Below are 18,785 nucleotides of genomic sequence, written 5' to 3'. Positions count from 1 at the left end.
CCCTCCGTTCACATTCAACCGCGGCGCGACAAGATTCCCTACTTTTTTGGTTGACAAACTGGGGTTAGGCGGATCAAGGTGGGGATCGAGCCGATCGGAATCGCGGAGCCGGTCGGCGCGGACCCGCCGAACCGCACTCCGTCCGGGCCACCCCGCTGGACGGAGACGGCACCGGGCCGGTCCGCGTTCCGGGCCGAGGAGGCTGCCATGCGCGGAGCCGCCCAGACCTCGGCCCGGACACCCACACTCTCCGGTGCACGCAAGGAAAGGCCGACTGCGATGACCGAACCGAACCGGCCCGAACCGCTGCGTTTCGCCTACTGGGTGCCCAACGTCAGCGGCGGCCTGGTCACCAGCAAGATCGAACAGCGAACCGACTGGGGCTACGACTACAACCGGGAACTGGCCGTACTCGCGGAGAACAGCGGGTTCGACTACGCCCTCTCCCAGGTGCGCTACACCGCCAGTTACGGGGCCGCCTACCAGCACGAGTCCACCGGGTTCAGCCTCGCCCTGCTCCTGGCCACCGAGCGCCTCAAGGTGATCGCCGCCGTCCACCCCGGCCTGTGGCACCCCGGCGTCCTGGCCAAGTTCATCGCCAGCGCCGACCAGCTCTCCGCCGGGCGGGCCGCCGTCAACGTGGTGAGCGGCTGGCTCAAGGCCGAGTTCACCGGCCTGGGCGAGCCCTGGCTGGAGCACGACGAGCGCTATCGGCGCTCGGAGGAGTTTATCCGGGTGCTCCGCGAGCTGTGGACCAGCGACAGCGCCGAGTTCAACGGGGACTTCTACCGGATCCACGACTTCGACATCAAACCCAAACCGGTCGAGGTTCCGGGCCGCCCCCACCCCGAGATCTTCCAGGGCGGCAACTCCACGGCGGCACGACGGCAGGCAGGCCGAGCCTCGGACTGGTACTTCTCCAACGGCAAGGACTTCGAGGGCTTCACCGAACAGGTCGACGACGTGCGTGCGGAGGCCGCCGTGCACGGGCGCACCGTGCGGTTCGGCCTCAACGGGTTCCTCATCGCCCGCGAGACAGAGTCCGAAGCGCGCGCCGTACTGAGGGAGATCGTCGACAAGGCCGACGCCGAAGCGGTGGAGCGCTTCCGACAGGCGGTCGAGCAAGCCGGAAAGGCGAGCGCCGACGGCAAAGGCATGTGGGCCGACTCCGGTTTCGAGGACCTGGTCCAGTACAACGACGGCTTCCGCAGCAAGCTGATCGGCACCCCCGAGCAGATCGCCCGGCGCGCAGTCGAGTACAAGGCCCGCGGCGCCAATCTGCTGCTCCTCGGGTTCCTGCACTACCTGGAGGACGTCGCACACTTCGGCGAGCACGTCCTGCCCGTCATCCGCGAACTGGAGCGGGAGGTGGACGAGCGGTTGGGCAACGGCGCACCCGTGGCCGAAGCGGTCCGGGCAGCACGCGCCTAGGCCGGTCCGACTCGGGCTCTCGGCAGGCAGTACCCGGGCGAAGCGGGGGGAGACCGAGCGAGCACAGCGAAGAGGAGGAACCGGATGAGCACCGACACCGAGACGACCGGCACTACGACGGCGGGCACCGGGCGGGACACCACGGCAAGCCCGGCCGGCGCGAACTGGGCCGACCGCCCCGCCACACCTGAAGACTGGGTGCACCGGGCCGCGCAGGTGAGCGCGCTGTTGGCCACCGACGCCGTGGAACGCGACCGGGCGGGCTCCACCCCGCACGCCGAAGTTCAGCTGCTGAAGGACTCCGGCCTGGTCACCCTGCTCGGCCCCACTGAGCACGGGGGCGGCGGCCAGTCCTGGGAGACCGCCTACCGGGTGATCCGCGAGGTCGCGGCCGGCGACGGGTCCATCGGTCAACTACTCGGCTACCACTACCTGTGGTCCTGGGCGGCCCGGTTGGTCGCCACCCCCGAGCAGATCGCGGCCGTGGAGGAGCTGTACACCGCGAACTCCCTCTTCTTCGGCGGCGCGGTCAACCCGCGCGACGGCGACCTCGTCATCACGGACGAGGGCGACACCATCGTCTTCAACGGCCGCAAGAGCTTCTCCACCGGCAGCAAGGTGTCGGACCTGACCGTGCTGGAGGGGGTCCTGGAAGGCACCGACAAGCACGTGTTCGCGATCGTGCCCTCGGACCAGGAGGGCATCGTCTTCGGGGACGACTGGGACAACATCGGGCAGCGCCTCACCGAGTCGGGCAGTGTCACCGTGCGCGACGTGCGCGTGGACTGGGCGCAGGCCGCCGGGTACGTCGACAAGGTGTTCCGGCCGCTCACCTACAACACGCTCAACGTCCCGGCGATCCAGCTGGTGTTCGCCAACTTCTACCTCGGTATCGGCAAGGGCGCCCTGGAGCGGGCCTCGGTCTACACCCGGGAGCGGACCCGCGCCTGGCCCTACGGCGGGGACGACAAGGGCGAGGCCGCCCAGGAGTGGTACGTCCTGGAGACCTACGGAGACTTGCAGGCCAAGCTGTGGGCGGCCGAAGCCCTGGTGGACCGGGCGGGCTCCGAGCTCTCCGAGGTCCTGCACGACGACCGGGAGGCGCTCACGCCCGGGCGGCGCGGCGAGCTGGCGGTTCTGGTGGCCGCGGCCAAGCAGCGCATCTCCGACACCGCCCTGGAGGTCTCCGCCAAGGTCTTCGAGGTCACCGGTGCGCGGGCGACCGCGTCGTCGGTGGGGCTCGATCTGTACTGGCGCAACCTGCGCACGCACACCCTGCACGACCCGGTGGCGTACAAGCGGCGTGAGGTGGGCAGGTACGCGTTGCTGGGTGCGGTTCCCGAACCCACCTGGTACACCTGACCGCGCCACGCCGACGGTCGGGTACTGACGACCGTCCCGGCCGACCCGTGCTCTTATTCCAGGTAATTCCAGTAGGCATTACGGGTTACCGGTACGGGTCGGCCGCACCCCAGCTCAGGAGGTTCCCCTTGTCCGAGACCGCCACCGGCCACACGCTCGGCGCGCCCGCCGACGAGTTCCCCGTCCGTGTCCTCACCTCCGGCACCGAAGCCGTCCAGGCCGCCCGCGCGCTGGTCCCCCGGATCGCCGAAGGCGCGGCCGAGCGCGACCGGGAGCGCAGCCTCCCGCACGGCCTGGTCCGGGAGGTCTCCCGCGCCGGGCTGCTCGGCGCCACCGTGCCCCGTGAGCTGGGCGGGGCCGCGGTGAACGCCGCCACCGTCGCCGAGGTCCTGCGGTTGCTGGGCAGTGCCGACCTGAGTCTGGCCCAGGTCCTCCAACCGCACTTCGCCTTCCTCAACGCGCTGCGCCTGCGCGGCGGGGCGGAGGCCCGGCGCCGGGTGTTCGACGACGTGCTCGCGGGCGCGCTGGTCAGCAACGCCCAGGCCGAGCGCTCGGGGAAGACCGCGCACACCCACGCCACCCGGATCGAGCGCGACGGGGAGGTGTACAAGGTCGACGGCACCAAGTACTACGCCACAGGGTCGCTGTTCGCCGACTGGCTCGCGGTGGTCGCTCCGTCGGCCACCGCGCGGGGACCGCTCCCGCACATCGCCTTCGTGCCTGCCGACGACCCCGGGGTGCGGATCGAGGACGACTGGGCCGGCATGGGGCAGCGCACCACGGCCAGCGGCACCGTGCACCTCGCTGGGGTAACCGTCGCCCCCGACCTGGTCCTGGAGCAGTACCGGACCTTCGAAGAGCCCACGACCTACGGCGCCCTCGCCCAGCTGCTGCACGCCGCCATCGACGTCGGCGCCGCACGCGGGGCGCTGGAGGAGGCCTCGGAGTTCGTGCGTACCAAGAGCCGCCCCTGGTTCGAGAGCGGTACGGACACCGCCGCCGAGGACCCGCTGCTCGTGCAGCGCTTCGGCGAACTGGAGGTGCGGGTGCGCTCGGCCGAGGCCCTGCTGTGTACCGCCGCCGACCGGGTGGACGCGGCCGACGCGGTGCTGGCGGAGGAGTCCTCGAGCGGGGAGGACGCCACCGCCGAGGCCTCGATCGCGGTGGCCGCCGCCAAGGTTGTCGGCGGCCAGGCCGCGGTCGAGGTCTCATCCGCCCTGTTCGAGGTGGCCGGGACCCGGGCCACCGCCGAGGCGGGCAACCTGCACCGCCACTGGCGGGACGCCCGCACCCACACCGTCCACGACCCGGTGCGCTGGAAGGTCCAGCACATCGGCGCATACTCCCTCAACCACCGCCGTCCCCCACGGCACGGCCAGATCTAGCGGCACAGCTGGAGACACCGATCCACACCGAAGGGATGACACCCTCATGCCCCTGACCTTCCACTGGTTCCTCCCCACGCAGGGGGACAGCAGAGGCGTCGTCGGCCGCGGCCACGGCGCGGACGTCGTGTCCTCCTCTGCCTGGCGGACCCGCGATCCCTCGCTGGAGTACCTCAACCAGATTGCCCAGGCCGCCGAACAGCTGGGGTTCGAGGGCGTCCTCACCCCCACCGGCGCGTGGTGCGAGGACGCCTGGCTGACCACCGCGATGCTGGTCGGGGGCACGAGGCGGCTCAAGTTCCTGGTGGCCTTCCGCCCCGGGCTCCTCTCCCCCACCCTGGCCGCGCAGATGGCCAGCACCTACCAGCGGCTGAGCGGCGGGCGGCTGCTCCTCAACGTGGTGACCGGAGGGGAGTCTGCCGAGCAGCGCCAGCACGGGGACTTCCTCGACAAGGACGCCCGCTACCGGCGCACCGACGAGTTCCTGCGCGTGGTGGACGCGCTGTGGCGGGGCCAGACCGTGGACTTCGCCGGCGAGCACATCACCGTGGCGGGCGCCAAGCTCCAGAAGTCCCCCGACCCGCTGCCGCCCGTGTACTTCGGAGGGTCGTCCCCCGCCGCCCTGGACGTGGCCGCCTCACGCGTGGACACGTACCTGACCTGGGGGGAGCCTCCGGGGGCCGTGGCTGACAAGATCGACCGGGTCAGCGCGCTGGCCGCCAAGCGCGGCCGGGCCCTCGAGTACGGGATCCGGCTGCACGTGATCAGCCGTGACACCGAGGAGGAGGCGTGGGCTCAGGCCCAGCGCCTGCTCGACGGGATCGCCCCCGAGACCATCGCCCAGGTGCAGGACAGCCTGCGCCGGAGCGAGTCCGAGGGGCAGCGGCGGATGCTGGACCTGCACGGCGGGCGCGCGGCCGATCTGGAGATCCACCCCAACCTGTGGGCGGGGGTGGGACTGGCGCGCGGCGGCGCGGGCACGGCCCTGGTCGGCAGTCACGAGCAGGTCGCGGGCCTGATCGAGGAGTACCAGCGGGTCGGTATCAGCGAGTTCGTGCTGTCGGGTTACCCGCACCTGGAGGAGGCCTACTGGTTCGGGGAGGGCGTCCTGCCGCTGCTGCGCGAGCGCGGCCTGTGGCGGCACCCCGACGGCGAGGCCCCCGCCGCCACCGCTTCCCACGTGCCTTTCGCCGCGGGTGCGGCCGCGCCCGCGGCACCTGCACCGGCACCCGCCACGTCCTGACATGTCCCGCCCCGCCCTGACCGACACCGCCCTACCGGAGACACCACCATGAGTACCACCGTCCTCGTCGGGAACCCCCGGCCGAACTCCCGCACCGCCACAGCCGCCCGGGCCGTGGCGCGCCACGCCGCGCACGCCGCCGACCTGCCGGACGGGGCGGACCTGGTGGAGCTGGCGGACCTGGCCCCGCTGCTGCTCACTCCCGGCCCGCCGCTGGACGTGCAGACCGCGCTGGACCGGGTGCGCACCACCGACCTGCTGGTCGTGGCCAGCCCCACCTACAAGGCCACGTACACCGGGCTGCTGAAGGTCTTCCTGGACCTGCTGCCGTCCGAGGGCCTGGCGGGGGTGACGGCGGTACCGGTCCTGGTGATGGGTTCGCCGGCGCACACCCTGGCGGTGGACGTCCACCTGCGCCCGCTGCTGCTGGAGCTGGGCGCCACCGTGCCCGCGTCCGGGCTGGCGCTGCTCCAGGACACCATTCCCACCGAAGGGGATGACGCGCCCCGGCTCGACGAGGTGCTCACCCCCTGGGCCGAACGGTCCGCCCCGGCGCTGCGCGCGGCCGCGCGCCCCAGATCCACCACCGCCTGACCCCTTCCCCACCCACCTGGGAGAGCCTGTTGAGTGTCGCAGAGACCGCTACCCGTACCCACACGCGATCCGAGGCCGACCGGTTCCGCGCGACCATGCGCAACCACCCGGCCGGGGTCGTCGTCATCACCGCGAGCGTCGAGGGGCGGCCCGTCGGACTGACCGCCACCTCATTCACCAGTGTCAGCCTCAGCCCCGCGCTCGTGTCCTTCTATGTCGCCGATTCCACCTCCACCTGGCCGACCCTGCGCCGCGCGGGCGAGTTCGGGGTGCAGCTGCTCGCCGAGGGGCAGTCGGAGCTGGCCGCCCGGTTCGCGAGCAAGGGGGTGGACCGGTTCGCCGAGCCCACGTCCTGGCGGCCGGGGCCGTCGCGGGTGCCGCTGTTGGACGGGGCCTCGGCGCACCTGGTGTGCGAGCGGTTCGACACGCGGCTGGTCGGCGACCACTGGCTGGTCGTGGGCCAGGTGACGCACACCTTGGTGTTGGAGGAGCCGCGCCCGCCGCTGGTCTACCACCAAGGCGCGTTCGGGTCGGTCTCGCCGCTGCGCTGACGGCCGCGGTCCTGGGCTGACAGCCGCCCCCACCCAGAGCTTCCCCTTCGCCCGGGAAGGAGGGCACCCCCGCGTTCGCGGGGGTGCACTTTTCCTGTGCTCGAACCCGGAAGCCTTGACCTCAATATTAGTTGAGATATCAGACTGTTGCCCATGAACACAGACACACGCACACGGGCCGACGACATCGACGCGATCAAGCAGGTGGTCGCCACCATCGAGCACGCACAGAACAACGAGCTCACCGAGGAGTTCCTCAGCCTCTTCAGGGCCGACGCGATATGGACGACCGGGGCCGGAAAGCGTCTCTTCGGCCTGGACGAGATCTCGGCGTTCACCCGCAAAGTGCTTCCGGGAGGCATGGCGGGCGCATCGGTCACCTTCGAGCTGGAGCACGTCCTGTTCCTCCGCCCCGACGTCGCCGCCGTCAAGGTGCGCCAGGTGTACCGGACGTCCGACGGTTCCGACGTCGGCTCTCCGATGTGGGTGATGACCAAGGAGGACGGTCGGTGGCTTCTGACCGCATCCCAGAACACGGGCGTCGTCGACGACGAGGAGGCGTCGCCGAACCACCCAGTCTTCGGTACCGACACCGACTGACGCGCCCCTGATCAGAAGGGCACCCCTGATCCGTCGGGGGTGCCCTTCGCTCGCTTCCGGTGACCCACGGAGTGCAGGGCGCGCGCTGCCGTGCGCCTCAGACCAGTTCGGCGAGGAGCGGGATCTGGTCGGGGGCGGCCAGCGCGGACCCCACCGCCACCATCCGGGCGCCCGCGTCCAGGAACTCCTTGGCGTTGCGTGCGTCGACCCCGCCGGTGGCCACGACCTGGATGTCGGGGAAGGGTGCACGGACGGCTCTGATCCAGTCGGGGCCGAGGTGCGAGGCGGGGAAGGCCTTCACCCAGCGCCCGCCCGCCTTGAGCACGGCCTGGATGTCGGTGGGGCTCGCCACCCCGGGCAGGTGCGGCATGCCCGCGTCCTCGGAGGCGGCCATCACCTCGGCGTCGAAACCGGGGGCGACGGTGAACGCGGCCCCCGCCTGGGACACCGCGCGCACCTGGTCGGTAGTGATGACGGTCCCGGCTCCCACGGCATGCCCGCGTTCGGTTCCGGCCTCGACCGTGGCGCTGAGTGCCGCCATCGCGTCGGGGCCGCGCGCGGGGACCTCCACGGCGGTGATGCCCAATTCCCAGGCTCGGACGGCCAGTTCGACCGTGGTGTCCACCGGCATCCCGCGGAGGATCGCCATCACGTTCCGGCCCCCGAAGAGCCCGTCCAGACCACTGCCCTGCATCACTGCCTCCTTGTCGTCGCGGCGACCGCCGCCGTGGCGCGCTCGCGCCAGTGTTCTTCGGGGGCGGCCAGGAGTTCCTCCAGCACCGTCCCATCGGGCGGGGGCGCCAGGTCGCCCGGAACACGCAGGACCGCGCCCGCGCACAGGTGGCCGAGGCGCAGGCGGGCGGGGGCGTCCAGGCCGCGCAGCAGTGCGGCCAGGTAGCCCGACGCGAAGGCGTCGCCCGCCCCGACGGGTTCGACCACGTCCACGGCGGGCGCCGGTACGTGAACCGCGTTGTCGACCGGGTCCGCGCTGTCTCCGCCGTGGAACTCCGTGGCCCCGTGTTCGGCGTCCTTGACCACCAGGTGCCCCGCGCCGGGCAGGAGCTCTCGCACCTCCTCTGCGGTGGAGGTGCCCCACAGTTCCTCGGCCTCGTCCCGGCCGACGAGGACCACGTCCGCCAGACGGGCCAGCGCGAGCAGGCGCGGGGCCGCGGCTCCAGGGTCCCAGAGGCGCGGCCTGTGGTTGACGTCGAAGCTCACGGTGGTCTCCGGGTCGGCCAGCAGGCTCTCGGCGAGCGCGTCGGCCCGAGGGGAGAGCGCGGGCGTGATCCCGGACAGGTGCACGATGCGGGCGGATCTGACCAGGGGGTGTCCGGCCAGTTCGGGGCCCATGTCCGACGCCGCGGAACCCGACCGGTAGTAGTGGACGGCGCTGCCCTCGGGGTCGGGGTCCTTGGCGAAGAGGCCGGTGGGCCGCTCCGGATCGGTGTGGACGCCAGAGACGTCCACGCCCCGCTCGCGCAGAGTCCGCAGAACCACCCGTCCGAAGGGGTCGTCGCCCACTCTGCTGAGCCAGGCGGGGCGGTGCCCCAGAGCGGCCAGCCCGCAGGCCACGTTGGATTCGGCCCCGGCGATCCCCGTTTCCAAGGTGGACGCATGGTCCAGCGGGGTGGCGGCGGGCGGGGTGAGCAGCAGCATGGTCTCGCCGACGCAGGCGACCTGAGGGGTCATGAGGCTGCCCCGAATGCGTGGGCGGGGGGCGCGGGGACGTCGACGGGCAGGGCGAACACCGCTCCGTCGTGCGCTCCCGGGTTACTCAGTCCGACAGCGGCGGACGTGACGAAGAGCGTCGGGTCCGCCGTACCCACGACGCACACACTGGTCGGTTGGGTGGCAGGCAGCAGCACCCTGCGTTCCAGGGTCCCGTCCGGTGCGTACCGGTGGACGCGGCCCGCCCCCCAAACGGCGACCCACAGGTAGCCCTCACTGTCGACCTGCATCCCGTCGGGGCTGCCTTCCGCTACCCGGGTGAAGACGCGCGAGTCGCCGATCCGTCCGTCCGGGCCCAGTTCGAGGACGTCGATGCGCCCATCGGCGCTGTCGGCGAGATACATCAACGTGCCGTCGGCGGTGAAAGCGGGGCCGTTAGGGATGGTGTAGCCCTGCAGAGCAGCTGTGACCGTACCGCCGGGGTCGACACGGTAAAGGGACCCGGCGCCCTCAGTGCCGTCGTAGGCCATCGAGCCCGCCCAGAACCGGCCGTGCGGGTCGCAGCAGCCGTCGTTCATGCGCATGGGCACGGACGCGGCCCCCTCCGGCTTGGCGAGCCACTCGACGCCCCCGTCATCCAAGACCGCGACCCCGGTCCCGGCCGCCGCCATGTACCGTCCGGGGCGGCCCTGGACCGGTGCGACCGCGCCCAGCGGTGAGTCCAAGCGGTGTACCTCTTGTGCCCGTCCCGGCTCACGAGGATCCAGGCGCAGCAACCGGCCCGCGAGGATATCCACCAGCAACAGCTCGTCGCCGACCCAGCGCGCCCCCTCCCCTAGTTCGAGCCGGTCCGTGCTCCACGGCTCGGATACCGTACTCGTCTCCATCTCTGACCTCCTCGCTCTCGGTTCTCGTGGGCACGGACCGTCTCCCGTGCCCGGGCTACCACTCGGCGAACGATCCGTCGCTGTGGCTCCACACCGGCGGCCGCCAGCGGTGCCCGACCCGGTCCGCACGGCGCACCGCCGCCTCATCGATCTCCACACCCAGTCCGGGAACACCCGTGCGGTCGATATGGCCGTCCGGGAACGCGAAGGCACCGGCATCCAACACGTAGTCGAGCAGGTCCGCGTCGCGGTTGTAGTGGATCCCGATGCTCTGTTCCTGGATGAGGAAGTTCGGCGTCGCGAACGCCACCTGCAGGCTGGCTGCCAGAGCGATGGGGCCCAGCGGGCAGTGTGGTGCCAGCAGCGCGTCGTAGGTCTCGGCCAAGGAGGCGATCCGGCGCACCTCGGAGATCCCACCCGCATGGGAAAGGTCGGGCTGGGCGACGGCGATCCCGGCCTGGAGCGCGGGCAGGAACTCGGTGCGGGAGAAGAGCCGCTCACCGGTGGCGATGGGGACCGGGCTGGCCCCCACCACTCTCTCCAGGAGGTGCCCGTACTCAGGCAGCAGGGGCTCCTCCACGAACATCGGGCGCAGCGGCTCCAGCAGTGGCAGGACCCTGCGGGCGGTGGCGGCGTTGAAGCGGCCGTGGAAGTCCACTGCCACGTCGCGGTCGGGGCCCAACACCTCGCGCACTGCGGCCAAGCGGTCCACCACACCGTCGATCTCGCGCATCGTGGCGGAGCGCCCCATCACCCCCGAGCCGTTCATCTTGACCGCGGTGAGCCCGGACTCGACCCGCTCCGCGACCGCGTCGGCTAGCTCGGCGGGTTCGTCTCCCCCGACCCACCCGTACACTCGCACCGAGTCGCGCACCGGGCCGCCCAGGAGCTGGTGGACGGGCACGCCCAATGTCTTTCCTGCGATGTCCCACAGAGCCTGGTCGAGTCCGGCCACGGCGCTGGACAGCACCGGTCCGCCCCGGTAGAACGCGGCCTTGGTCAGCCGCTGCCAGTGGTACTCGATCGCGGCGGGGTCCTGGCCGATAAGCAGGTCGGAGAGTTCGCCGACCGCGGCGCGAACGGTCTCGGCGCGTCCTTCCACCACGGGCTCGCCCCAACCGACAACGCCCTCGTCGGTCTCCACACGGCAGAACAGCCACCGGGGCGGGACCATGAAGGTCTCAATGCGGGTAATCTTCATCGTTCTTCTTCCAGATCGTCGTGGTTGGGGGCGTCGGCACCGGTGGCCCGCAGGAGGTCGTCCCGGGCCTGGTCGAGCAGGGCCGCCATGGCCGCCTCCGCGGCCGCGGGGTCGGCGGCCGCCACCGCTTCGGTGACCGCTCCGTGGCTCGGGACGGGGTCGCCGTGGACCCCGCTGTGCACGAGCCGGTCCCGTTCGGAGAGGCCAGCGGCGAAGAAGACGTCCGTGCGGGTGAACAGCTCGTTGTGGGTCGCAGCCAGCAACGCACGGTGCCAGCGCAGGTCCGCCTCGGCCGCGGCCTCGGGCGAACCCCCGTCGTCTGCCGCGGCGATGTCGGCCAGCGCCGAGCGCAGGTCGGCCACGTCCTCCGGGGTGCGACGGGCGGCAGCCAGGCGCGCCGCGACCGGTTCGAGGGCCCCGCGCAGCTCAGCGAGGTCGTGGAAGAAGGCCTCTCCGGCCCCCGCGGCGATCTGCCAGCGCACCACGTCCGGGTCGAGCAGGTTCCAGTCGGCGCGCGGGCGCACGAACGTGCCCTTCTTCTGCCTGGAACCGACCAGTCCTTTGGCCGCCAGTACCTTGATCGCCTCACGGACCGCTGTCAGGCTCAGGTCGAGCTCATCGCTGAGCGCGGCGAGGTCGATCGTCTCGCCTTCGCCGAACCGGCCGGAGAGCACGCGCTCCGCCAGCAGCCGGACCGTCTGGCCGTGCACACCGCGCGCCGAGTAGGCCGCCATCAGTTCCTCCGTTCCCAGCGCCGTGTTACGAGGACGCCTTGTAGATACTCCACCCTCCGTCCACGGGCAGGCTCGCTCCGGTGACGTAGGCGGCCTCGTCCGAAGCCAGGAAGGAGATCACGGAGGCCACCTCGTCCGGGTCGCCGAAACGCTTGGCCGCGGTCTGCTCGATGCTCTCTTCGCGGTCCCGCTCGCCCACCCCGTCCCAGGCCGGGGTGAGAATGGGACCGGGCAGAACACAGTTCACCCGCACCCGCGGCCCGTACTCGACCGCCAGCTGCCGGGTCAGAGCGGTCAGTCCGCCCTTGGTGGTGGCGTAGGCGGGGCGTCCGGGCAACCCGAACCAGGCGTGCACGGAGGAGGTGACGACGATACTGCCCCCGTTGGCTTCGAGGTCGTCCAGGCAGGCGCGCACTCCCAAGAACGCTCCGGTGAGGTTGACACTGAGCTGCCGTTCCCAGGAACCGACGGATGTCTCGTGCGCAGGCGAGACTTCGACGGTGTAGGCGTTGGAGACCAGAACGCCCACAGGGCCGAAGTTCTCGCGCGCAGCGGCCACCACACGGCGCCAGTCCTCCTCGTCGGTGACGTCGGCGCGGACCGCCCTGGCCCGTCCCCCGCTCTCGCGCAGACGCTCGGCGGTCTCCTCCACCTTCGGGGACAGGTCGGCCAGGACCACCCCCGCGCCCTCGTCGGCCAGGCGTTGGGCAGTGGCCGCACCGATGCCCTGGGCGGACCCGGTGACCACCGCCGTCACTCCGTCGTGCCGGGCGATTGACATGTCGTGCCTGCTTTCTCTTCTAGGGCTGTGCCTTGGTGAACACGACTCCGGGAGCTCCGTGCGTGTCCTGGGCGGAGCCGGGAACGGCGGCGTCGAGGTCGAACGGTTCGCCGGGGCGGACCGTGGCCAGGTCCGGTCCCCTCCCAGAACACTCGTCGGGCCCGAGGGTCCCCGCGCCCGCGCCCGGTCGGTACCTCAGTGTTCCGGGGTGGTAGGCGGTGAAGGTCCCGGTGACCCGTCGGCCCGTGCTCTCGTGACCGCTCCACCGGGGTGGTGTGCTCCAGAACCCGTCCGGGGTCACCTCGGCCACGGGGCCGGTGCCCGCGCCGAAACCGCACTCGACCGTGAGCGTGGTGGACTCCCCCGGCGCGAGTTCGGTGAGCGGACCGAGCGCCTCGCACTCGACCACGCGGTCTACCGGACACAGTCCGCCCAAGTGTTCCAATGGACGGTCCAACGGGTACTCGAGCCACACCTGCACCCGCGATCCCCCGTCCGGGTAGGGCTCGTTCTCACGCACCGCGAAACGCTGGGTCGCGGTCCCGCTGGCTCCGACGTTGGCCAGCCAGCCGGCGGCCGTGGGGAAACCGACCTTGCCCACCACGTCCTGCGCGGGTACCCGGAGCACCCCGGGAACGTGCTCGACGACTTCGGGGTGGGCATCGCCGCGGACCAGAGGCGCGGTGGCGGGTCCGGTGCCGTCCACGCCCACGTACACACCTTGGGCGCTCTGTCCCTCGACGGGTTCGCCGCTGAGCTGGGTCACGTTCCACAGTGCCCAGCGGCGCGGGACGCTGCCGGTGTTCAGGGCCGACAGGTCCAGCTGGTAGGCGGCGCTGCCCGGGTTCAGGGTCAGACGTCGGCGCAGGCGCAGGCCGCTACGGGGGTCGTTCCCGCTGGTGAGGGTGAGCACGGCTGCCCCGTCGCCCCGGGTCTCCACTTCAGCGGCGTAGGCCCCCGAGTCCAGGACCGGGTCAGGCGGCCCGGCCCACTGGTCGGGACCGTCCCAGCCCTGCGGCGCGGGCCAGGTCTTGTCCCCGCCGACATTGTTCCACTCGCTCATGGGCCCCTCGACGGGTTCCAGGCTCACCCCCTCCACGGGACGCAGGTCCGGACCCAGCAGACGCGGGTTGCGGTAGAGGAACTCGGAGCCCCGGTGGCGGGCGGAAAGCAGCCGCCCACCCAGCGCAGGGGCACAGGTCAGGCGAAGCACGCCGTTGTCCAGGACGATCAGTTCGTGGGGTCCTGAGGTATCGCGTTCGACGGCGACCGAGCCGCTCACCGTTCATCACCGTCCACCAGGCACACCTTGCCGCGGCTGCCTCCGGAGGCCTTCCGGTAGGCGGCATCGGCGTCGGCCACATCGAACCGGTCGGAGACGACCCGCTCCGGGCACAGACCCCAGCGCACCAGGTTCACCGCCAGTTCCGCCATGGCCGGAAGGGACGTCACCCAGGAGGCATAGAGGGTGAGCTGTTTGTGCAGGAGAGTGTCCGAAACCTCTGTGTCCAGGGTTCCACCCTCCCCGACCAGCGATACGCGGCCCCATTCGGCGGCGTTCTCCAGTGCCAGCGAGCGGCCCAGACGGGAACCGGAACAGTCGATGACGGTCGCCGCGCCCCGGCCCCCAGTGGCATCCGCGACCGCTTCGGCCGCCTCCTCGGGAGAGGCAAGGGTGTCGAAGACGTCCAGGGTGGCGGCCCAGTCACGGCGTACCGGGGAAGGTTCGACACCGATGACTCGGGCGGCGCCCATCCCGCGGCCGATCATTCCGGCCGCCAGGCCCACCGGGCCCAGGCCGACGACGAGCAGGTCTCCGTCCCCGTTGACGCCGATCCGCCGCAGCCCTTCGTAAGCCGTGCCGAACCCGCACGCGATGAGGGCCCCGTCCACGTGGGAGAGCTCGTCGGGCAGGGGAACGCACGTGGACTCTTCGACCAGCAGGTACTGCGCGTGCCCGCCGTCGCGCTGCCATCCGTAGGCGGCCCGCCCCGAGGACGTGCAGCTGATCATGAAGCCGCGACGGCAGTTGTCACAGAGCCCGCAGCCCGCGATGTGGTACACGATGACCCGGTCCCCGCCGCCGAACCGTCGGCATCCAGGACCCGCCTTGACGACGGTGCCCGAGGGCTCGTGGCCGGCGATGACGCCCTGGTAGGCGGGGCCGTCGATCCCTCGGTGGGTCTTGTGCTCGTGGTAGATGAAACCGATGTCGCTGCCGCAGATCCCCGAGGCCCCGACCTTCAGCAGTACCTGTCCCGGCCCGGGGTCGGGGACCGGCAGGGTGTCCACCACGGCTGTGGAATCGCCGGGCAGGCGCACTCCGCGCATGGTTTCCGGGAGTGCGCGGGCAGGGTTTGTTGCGTTCATGGTGTGAGTTCCCCCGTTCGGGCTAAGCGAGCCGGTTCGCCGACTCTCGCCTGCTGATGAGCACGTTGATCAGGACCGCGACCACGATGATGAGGCCGCGCACCACGTCCTGGAAGAAGGAATTGACGCCCAGCAGCACCAGGCCGTTACCGATCACGGTGATGAAGATGACGCCTAGGAAGGTGCCCGCGAGGGACCCGCGACCGCCCGCCAGCGCGGTACCACCGATGACCACGGCGGCGATCACGTCGAACTCCAACCCGGCCGCCGCGCCACCGTTGCCCGACCCCAGGCGGGCCGCCAGCAGGACGCCGGTGATGGCGGCGAGCAGCCCGGTGGTGGCAAACAGCAGCACTCGCACACGGGCGACGTTGAGACCGGCGAGCTGTGCGGCGGCCGCGTTGCCCCCGATGGCGTAGACCGAACGACCGTAGGCGGTGTACTTGGCGACGTAGGCGAAGACCGCGAAGAGCACCAACATCACCACGGCCGCGGTGGGGACACCCAGGATCGACCCGCCAAGCACGTCGAAGACCGCGCTCTCCGGCAGGGGGACGGGGAGTGCGTCCGTCATGTACAGCGCCAACCCGCCCAGCACGCTCCACAGTCCCAGGGTGGTGATGAACGCCGGCACGTTGAATCGGGCGCGGAGCCACCCGGCGAGGGCACCCCATCCCAGACCCAGCAGCAGGGTGAGCGTGATGGCGCCGGCCACGCCCAGCCCCCACTCGGCTGAGCCCTTGGCCACGACCACCGAAGCGAAGGCGACCGCTGGGCCGATACTGATGTCGATGTCGCCGGAGATGATGATCAGAGTGACCCCCCACGCGGCGATACCGATGGTCGCGGCGTTGCGCAGGAGACCGAGCTGGTTGTCCACACTCAGGAAGCCGGAGGCGGAAAAGCCCAGGATGACGTACAGCAGCAGGATCGCGGCCAGCAGGCCGATCTCGTTGAGTCGGTGGCCGTACCGGCCGAAGACGTCGCCGCGGGCGGAGACCGCCTCGACGGTGATGGGTTTGGTGGTCATTGCTACCTCGCCGTTCACGCCGCCATCGCGGCGGCCATGATGTTGTCCAGGGTGATGTCGTCGCCGGTGAAGTCACCGCGCAGGCGTCCGCCGCGCATGGCGAGGACGCGGTCGCACACGAGCGGGAGTTCCTCCAGCTCGCTGGAGACGAAGAGGACCGCGGCGCCCTCCGCGGCCAGCTGCCGCACGATCCGGTAGATCTGGGCCTTGGCCTCGACGTCCACCCCTCGGGTGGGCTCGTCGAGGAGCAGGATGCGGCTTCCCGCGTGCAGCCAACGCCCGATGACGGCCTTCTGCTGGTTGCCGCCGCTGAGGTTCACGATCGGGGTGTCCGGGTACGCGGTCTTGATGGACAGCCGCTCGATGAGGCCCCGTCCGATCGAGGACACCTTTGCGGGCCGCACGGTTCCGGCCGTGGACGCGCCGCGGAACCAGGTCATCACCATGTTCTCGGAGACACCCAGGAGGGGGACCACCCCCTCGCCCTTGCGGTCTTCAGGGGTGATGCCCACACCCAGGCGCTTCATCGTTTTGGGGGTCGGTCTGGCCACACGCTCGCCGTCGACCATGACGGTCCCCGTCGAGGGGGTGAACCCCGCCAAGGCACGCAGGAGTTCGGTACGCCCGGATCCCATGAGGCCGCCCAGGCCCAGGACCTCGCCGGGGTACAGGTCGAAGGTGACACGGTCCACCTTGGGCGCGACCGAGAACTCCTGGACCGACAGCAGCGGGGTACCGGAACGCTCCACCCGGGAGACGGGCCGCTGAGCTTCTTCCTGCTCCTCGCCGCCCAGCATGAGCGAGACGATGCGGCGGGTGGTCGCTCCCCGGACCGAGGTGGTCTCCACCACGGCGCCGTCCCGCATCACCGTGACGGTGTCGGCGACCCGGCGGATCTCGTCGAGTCGGTGGCTGACGTAGATGACGCCGACACCGCTGGACGCGATGCGGGTGACCGCGTCCAGTACGGTGTCGGCCTCACTCGCGGCGAGCGCACTGGTGGGCTCGTCCAGGATGAGCAGGCGCGGCCGGGACCGTACGGCCCGGGCGATCTCCACGAGCTGCTGCTGGGCCAGGGGAAGGTCGGCGACGGAAACTGTGGGGTCGATGTCGATGCCGAGCTCGGCGAAGACCTCCCTCGCCCCCGCGCGGATGCGCTGGTAGTCGATACGGCCCGCGGTCCTGGGCCAGTTGCCCAGGTAGAGGTTCTCCGAGGCCGATAGCTCCGGTACCAGGCTGAGTTCCTGGTAGACGGTGCCGACCCCGAGTTCGGCCGCGCGGCGGATCCCGCCCCTGCCCAGGTCACGCCCGCCGATCTCGACCTCGCCCTCGTCGGGGCTCTCGACCCCCGAGAGCAGTCGGATGAGCGTGGACTTGCCCGCGCCGTTACGGCCCAGCAGGGCACGGACCTCTCCCGCGCGGACCTCGAAGTCGGCGCTGTCCAGGGCCCGTACGCCCGGATACGTCTTGGTGGCGCCTCGGGTTGAGGCCACGACGGCGGTGTCGGCCGCGACCTCGGCTGTGTCACTCATGGGTAGCTCCACTGATGGGACGGGAGGGTGTGGGGTACACGGCGCGGGTCACGGGATGCCGTCCGGGTGCTCGTCGAGCCACCGCTCGCCGTCTTCGGGCGTCGTGTAGAGGTCCACGGGTGCTCCGACGACGAATTGGCCGGTGTCCTCGCCCGCGATGATGCGCTCGACCGTCTCCCCGGCCATCTGTCCGACGGCGATCCCGGAGATGTCCACGTTGGCCTTGAGGACCTGGTGGTCGGCCAACTCGCGTGCGGCGTCCGTGGACATGTCGCTTCCGAAGACGACGACGTCGCCGGTGTGTCCCCCGCCGCGCACGGCGCGGACGGCCCCCATCGTGGCTCCGCCCGCTTCCGCGTAGAACGCGTCCAGGTCGGGATGGGCGGTGAGGACGCGTTCGCCCACGTCCACCGCCTCGTCGATAGTGGCGCCCTGCTGGTTGGCAACGATTTCGGCGTCGGGCAGCCGGTCGTAGAGCGCTTCCTCGAAGCCCTCGCGCCGGTGGACGCAGACCTCGACGAACTCGCAGTTGAGCACGCCGATCCTGGGGGCATCGGTGCCTTCGGCCTCGAAATGGTCGGCGGCCGCCTCGCCGAGCTGGCGCCCGAACTCGTGCGGGTCACCGAGGATGTAGGAGGTGACGTACTCTTGGGCGGCCTCGTCCTCGATGCAGGTGTTGTAGCAGACGACGGGGATCCCGCTTTCGTGCGCCAAGCGCACGGCCGGCACGGAGGCGGTGGCGGAGACCGGCGAGAGGACAAGAGCGTCAACGTCCGCGGAGCTGGTCACGTCCACGAAGGCGCTCTCCTCTGAGGCGTCCCCCTGGGCGTTGAGTTCCAGGAGCTGGAGCTGGCGACCGGACTCGTCGGCATGGTCCTGCATGCCCTGGCGGACCCCCGCGTAGTAGCCCTGGGCGTCCATGTAGATGACGCCGATACGGCCGTCCTCACCAAGCCTTGCCGAACATCCGGCGACCACTGCCACGCACAGCGCCACAGCGATTGTGGCGAGGACGCGGCCGCGGACGGCCAACGATCGTCTGCCCATGGGGGACCTCCTTGACGTGAGGGCGCCTGTGCTCACCTGCACGGACGCCTCCTGCGATCAGAAGTGAGCATGTCACTGAGACCTAAGTAACGTCAAGAATAAATACTAATTAATTATTTAAATTCGGCTGGAGGGGCGGCCGGAGGCGCGCGGCTCGGACCGGAACCGCCTAGCGGTGCACCGCCCGTCGGCTACACGGGGTGCGCGCTGGACTCACCGGGACCACCGGATCGCTGTCGGTCGGGTGGCGCCACGGGATGCCGCCCCACAGGCAGCAGTCGGCCCCAAGCGTTCGGCGAACGCCTGGGGCCGAGGGAAGAGCGCGGGCGGGATCCCGGACGGGTGCACGACGCGGTCGGCCCCGGGTAG

At 71.0% G+C, this 18,785-nt stretch carries 18 protein-coding genes; 7 read left to right on the top strand and 11 right to left on the bottom strand.

Features of this window, described 5'->3' with window-relative positions; translation table 11 throughout:
* Positions 1–279: 279 nt before the first annotated feature.
* The 7 genes from sfnG to ACYVDG_RS15860 all read left to right on the top strand — a co-directional run bounded on the left by sfnG (position 280) and on the right by ACYVDG_RS15860 (position 7,166).
* Positions 280–1,431 (top strand): dimethylsulfone monooxygenase SfnG, encoded by a 1,152-nt coding sequence (sfnG, locus tag ACYVDG_RS15890; protein ID WP_460752363.1) that lies wholly within the window; start codon positions 280–282, stop codon positions 1,429–1,431.
* Between the two features lie 84 nt (positions 1,432–1,515).
* Entirely contained in the window at positions 1,516–2,793 is a 1,278-nt protein-coding gene (locus tag ACYVDG_RS15885) for an acyl-CoA dehydrogenase family protein (RefSeq protein ID WP_460752358.1), read from the top strand.
* A 128-nt stretch (positions 2,794–2,921) separates the two neighbouring features.
* Positions 2,922–4,178: an SfnB family sulfur acquisition oxidoreductase gene (locus ACYVDG_RS15880; protein WP_460752354.1), complete on the top strand. Its 1,257-nt coding sequence runs from the start codon at positions 2,922–2,924 to the stop codon at positions 4,176–4,178.
* Positions 4,179–4,224: 46 nt separating this feature from the next.
* The gene (locus ACYVDG_RS15875) at positions 4,225–5,421 is read left to right on the top strand and encodes an LLM class flavin-dependent oxidoreductase (RefSeq protein WP_460752351.1); all 1,197 of its coding nucleotides are present in this window, start codon (positions 4,225–4,227) and stop codon (positions 5,419–5,421) included.
* A 48-nt stretch (positions 5,422–5,469) separates the two neighbouring features.
* On the top strand, positions 5,470–6,015 hold the full coding sequence (locus ACYVDG_RS15870; protein WP_460752347.1) for an NAD(P)H-dependent oxidoreductase: 546 nt from the start codon (positions 5,470–5,472) through the stop codon (positions 6,013–6,015).
* Positions 6,016–6,044: 29 nt separating this feature from the next.
* Positions 6,045–6,566 (top strand): flavin reductase family protein, encoded by a 522-nt coding sequence (locus ACYVDG_RS15865; RefSeq protein WP_460752342.1) that lies wholly within the window; start codon positions 6,045–6,047, stop codon positions 6,564–6,566.
* A 153-nt stretch (positions 6,567–6,719) separates the two neighbouring features.
* Entirely contained in the window at positions 6,720–7,166 is a 447-nt protein-coding gene (locus ACYVDG_RS15860) for an SgcJ/EcaC family oxidoreductase (RefSeq protein ID WP_460752337.1), read from the top strand.
* Positions 7,167–7,263: 97 nt separating this feature from the next.
* Here the strand turns inward: ACYVDG_RS15860 and ACYVDG_RS15855 are convergent, their stop codons facing one another.
* From ACYVDG_RS15855 to ACYVDG_RS15805, 11 genes are read right to left on the bottom strand one after another with little or no spacing between them, the layout of a single operon-like run.
* The gene (locus ACYVDG_RS15855) at positions 7,264–7,860 is read right to left on the bottom strand and encodes a bifunctional 4-hydroxy-2-oxoglutarate aldolase/2-dehydro-3-deoxy-phosphogluconate aldolase (RefSeq protein WP_460752334.1); all 597 of its coding nucleotides are present in this window, start codon (positions 7,858–7,860) and stop codon (positions 7,264–7,266) included.
* A complete protein-coding gene (locus tag ACYVDG_RS15850) occupies positions 7,860–8,855 on the bottom strand; it encodes a sugar kinase (protein ID WP_460752328.1) in 996 nt (331 codons plus the stop codon). The genes ACYVDG_RS15855 and ACYVDG_RS15850 overlap by 1 nt, the downstream gene beginning before the upstream one ends.
* Entirely contained in the window at positions 8,852–9,721 is an 870-nt protein-coding gene (locus ACYVDG_RS15845; protein WP_460752325.1) for an SMP-30/gluconolactonase/LRE family protein, read from the bottom strand. Before ACYVDG_RS15845 ends, ACYVDG_RS15850 begins: the two co-directional genes overlap by 4 nt.
* A 55-nt stretch (positions 9,722–9,776) precedes the next feature.
* On the bottom strand, positions 9,777–10,922 hold the full coding sequence (gene dgoD / locus ACYVDG_RS15840; protein WP_460752322.1) for a galactonate dehydratase: 1,146 nt from the start codon (positions 10,920–10,922) through the stop codon (positions 9,777–9,779).
* Positions 10,919–11,656: a FadR/GntR family transcriptional regulator gene (locus tag ACYVDG_RS15835; RefSeq protein ID WP_460752319.1), complete on the bottom strand. Its 738-nt coding sequence runs from the start codon at positions 11,654–11,656 to the stop codon at positions 10,919–10,921. The genes dgoD and ACYVDG_RS15835 overlap by 4 nt, the downstream gene beginning before the upstream one ends.
* 25 nt (positions 11,657–11,681) lie before the next feature.
* Positions 11,682–12,437, bottom strand: coding sequence for an SDR family NAD(P)-dependent oxidoreductase (locus ACYVDG_RS15830; protein ID WP_460752315.1), 756 nt, complete (start codon positions 12,435–12,437; stop codon positions 11,682–11,684).
* Between the two features lie 19 nt (positions 12,438–12,456).
* Positions 12,457–13,719: a DUF4380 domain-containing protein gene (locus ACYVDG_RS15825; RefSeq protein ID WP_460752312.1), complete on the bottom strand. Its 1,263-nt coding sequence runs from the start codon at positions 13,717–13,719 to the stop codon at positions 12,457–12,459.
* Entirely contained in the window at positions 13,716–14,807 is a 1,092-nt protein-coding gene (locus ACYVDG_RS15820) for a zinc-dependent alcohol dehydrogenase family protein (RefSeq protein ID WP_460752308.1), read from the bottom strand. Before ACYVDG_RS15820 ends, ACYVDG_RS15825 begins: the two co-directional genes overlap by 4 nt.
* 22 nt (positions 14,808–14,829) lie before the next feature.
* Positions 14,830–15,837 (bottom strand): ABC transporter permease, encoded by a 1,008-nt coding sequence (locus ACYVDG_RS15815; RefSeq protein ID WP_460752304.1) that lies wholly within the window; start codon positions 15,835–15,837, stop codon positions 14,830–14,832.
* A 14-nt stretch (positions 15,838–15,851) separates the two neighbouring features.
* Positions 15,852–17,369 carry a sugar ABC transporter ATP-binding protein gene (locus ACYVDG_RS15810; protein WP_460752300.1) on the bottom strand — a complete coding sequence of 506 codons (1,518 nt, stop codon included), beginning with the start codon at positions 17,367–17,369 and terminating at the stop codon, positions 15,852–15,854.
* A gap of 48 nt (positions 17,370–17,417) precedes the next feature.
* Positions 17,418–18,416: a substrate-binding domain-containing protein gene (locus tag ACYVDG_RS15805; protein ID WP_460752297.1), complete on the bottom strand. Its 999-nt coding sequence runs from the start codon at positions 18,414–18,416 to the stop codon at positions 17,418–17,420.
* Positions 18,417–18,785 lie beyond the last annotated feature (369 nt).

Source organism: Nocardiopsis oceani, assembly GCF_054777395.1.
This window is presented reverse-complemented; position numbering and strand designations above follow the sequence as displayed.